At 60.8% G+C, this 2550-nt stretch carries 1 protein-coding gene; it reads left to right on the top strand.

From position 1 onward, the window contains the following. Nucleotides 1-2550, top strand: a 2550-nt coding sequence (locus ACOYNV_RS27385; protein WP_422902984.1) for an efflux RND transporter permease subunit, incomplete at both ends; no start/stop codon positions are given.

Genomic DNA, 2550 nt, shown 5'->3' with positions numbered 1-2550 from the left:
GAATAGGCACTTCCACCTTGGCGAATGTCAGGCATTACCAACTCGGCGCTCTCAGATTGACGCCCTGCCCGACCTCTCCGACGTTCAGGTCATCGTTTATACCGAGTTTCCCGGCCAGGCGCCGCAGGTGGTCGAGGATCAGGTGACCTATCCGCTGACCACGGCCATGCTGTCGGTGCCGAAATCCCGCGTGGTGCGTGGCTTTTCCTTCTTCGGCGCCTCTTTCGTCTACATCATTTTCGAGGACGGAACCGACATCTACTGGGCGCGTTCGCGCGTGCTGGAATACCTCAACTTCGCTTCCGGACGCATGCCCAAGGGCGTGACGCCGCAGATCGGTCCGGATGCCACCGGTGTCGGCTGGGTCTATCAGTACATTCTGCTGGCCAAGGACAAAACGCTGGCCGAACTGCGCAGCATCCAGGACTGGTACGTGCGCTATCAATTGACGAAAGCGCACGGCGTGGCTGAAGTGGCGTCGATTGGCGGCTTTGTGCAGACCTATCAGGTGACGGTCGACCCGGCGAAACTGCGCGCCTACGGCATTCCGCTGATGAAGGTCGCGCAGGTAATCCGCGACTCGAACCGCGATGTCGGCGGCCGCGTGGTGGAAATGGCCGAGACCGAATACATGGTGCGCGGCAAGGGCTATTTGCGCGGCAAGCGCGACATCGAGATGCTCGTCGTCAAAAGCACCAGCGGAAAAGGCGGGGGAACGCCAGTGCTGATCCGCGACATCGCCCGTGTCGAACTCGCCCCCGATGAACGACGCGGCCTGACCGAGCTTAACGGCGAAGGCGAAGTGGTTTCGGGCATCGCCATGGCGCGTTATGGTGAAAATGCGCTGGAGGTAATCAGCAACCTGAAAGCCAAGATTGCCGAAATCGGCCCCGGCCTGCCCGAGGGCGTGACGGTGGAAACGGTCTATGACCGTTCCGAACTCATCCACCGTGCCATCGAAACACTCAAGCGAACCCTGCTTGAGGAATCGATCATCGTCGCGCTGGTGTGCTTCGTGTTTCTGTTGCACGTGCGCAGCGCACTGGTCGCCATCCTGATGTTGCCGGTCGGCATCCTGATCGCCTTCATCGCCATGCGCTTGCTCGGCATGAACTCCAACCTGATGAGCCTGGGCGGTATTGCCATCGCCATCGGCGCCATGATCGACGCCGCCATCGTCATGATCGAGAACGCCCACAAGCATCTGGAACGATTGCCCGAGGGGCATTCGAACAATGAACGCGCCGAGGCCATGCTCGCCGCCTGCAAGGAGGTCGGCCCGGCGCTATTCTTCTCGCTGCTGATCATTACCGTCTCATTCCTGCCGGTGTTCAGCCTGGAAGGCCAGGAGGGCCGGCTCTTTTCGCCGCTGGCCTACACCAAGACCTTTGCCATGGCCGGCGCCGCCATGCTCTCGGTGACGCTGGTTCCGGTGCTGATGCTGCTGTTCATTCGCGGCAAGATCATGGCGGAAGCCAGAAACCCGGTGAATCGCTTCCTGATCTGGGCCTATCGACCGATGATCACCTGGGTCCTGCGCTGGAAGAAAACGACCATCGCCCTGGCGCTGGCAACATTGGCCATCTCGATTTACCCGGCGTCGCGACTGGGCTCGGAGTTCATGCCGACGCTGAACGAAGGCACGCTTTTCTACATGCCGGCCTCGTTGCCCGGCATGACGATCACCAAGGCCGCCGAAATCCTGCAGACGCAGAACAAGATCATCAAGAGTTTCCCGGAAGTCGCATCAGTTTATGGCAAGGCCGGGCGCGCCAATACGGCGACCGACCCGGCGCCGACCGAAATGTTCGAGACGGTCATCAACCTTAAGCCGGAATCCGAATGGCGCCCCGGCATGAACATCGACAAGCTGATTGCCGAACTGGACAAGGCGCTGCAATTCCCCGGCATCTCCAACGCCTGGACGATGCCGATCAAGGCCCGGATAGACATGCTGTCGACCGGCATCCGCACGCCGATCGGCATCAAGGTCTTCGGCAAGGATCTCGACGAAATGGAGAAATTGGCCAGGCAGATCGAGGCCGTGGTGAAGACCGTGCCCGGCACCACCAGCGCCTTTGCCGAACGTATCACCGGCGGTTTCTACCTGAATATCGAACCGGACCGGACACAACTGGCCCGTTACGGCCTATCGGTGGGTGAATTGCAGGATGTCATCGGTACCGCGCTTGGCGGCGAGATGGTGACCACCACCGTCGAAGGCCGCGAGCGTTATGGCGTGACGGTTCGCTATCCGCGCGAACTACGTTCCGACCCGCAGCAGATTGCCCGCGAAGTGCTGATACCGATCATGGACGGGGCCATGATTCCCCTCGGCCAGTTGGCCAAGGTCGAAATCGCCAAGGGCGCGCCGGCGATCCGCACCGAAAACGCCCTGCTCTCGGCCTACATCTATGTCGATATTCGCGAACGCGACATCGGCGGTTACGTCGCCGATGCCAAGAGGGCGGTGGCTGAACAGGTGAAATTCCCGCCCGGCTACTACGTCACCTGGAGCGGCCAGTTCGAGAACATGGAACATGCCATCGA

The sequence above is a fragment of the Propionivibrio sp. genome, from assembly GCF_049316945.1.
GTDB lineage: Bacteria > Pseudomonadota > Gammaproteobacteria > Burkholderiales > Rhodocyclaceae > Propionivibrio.
Note: the sequence above shows the minus strand (reverse complement) of the source record. Positions and strands in the feature narration are given on the sequence as shown.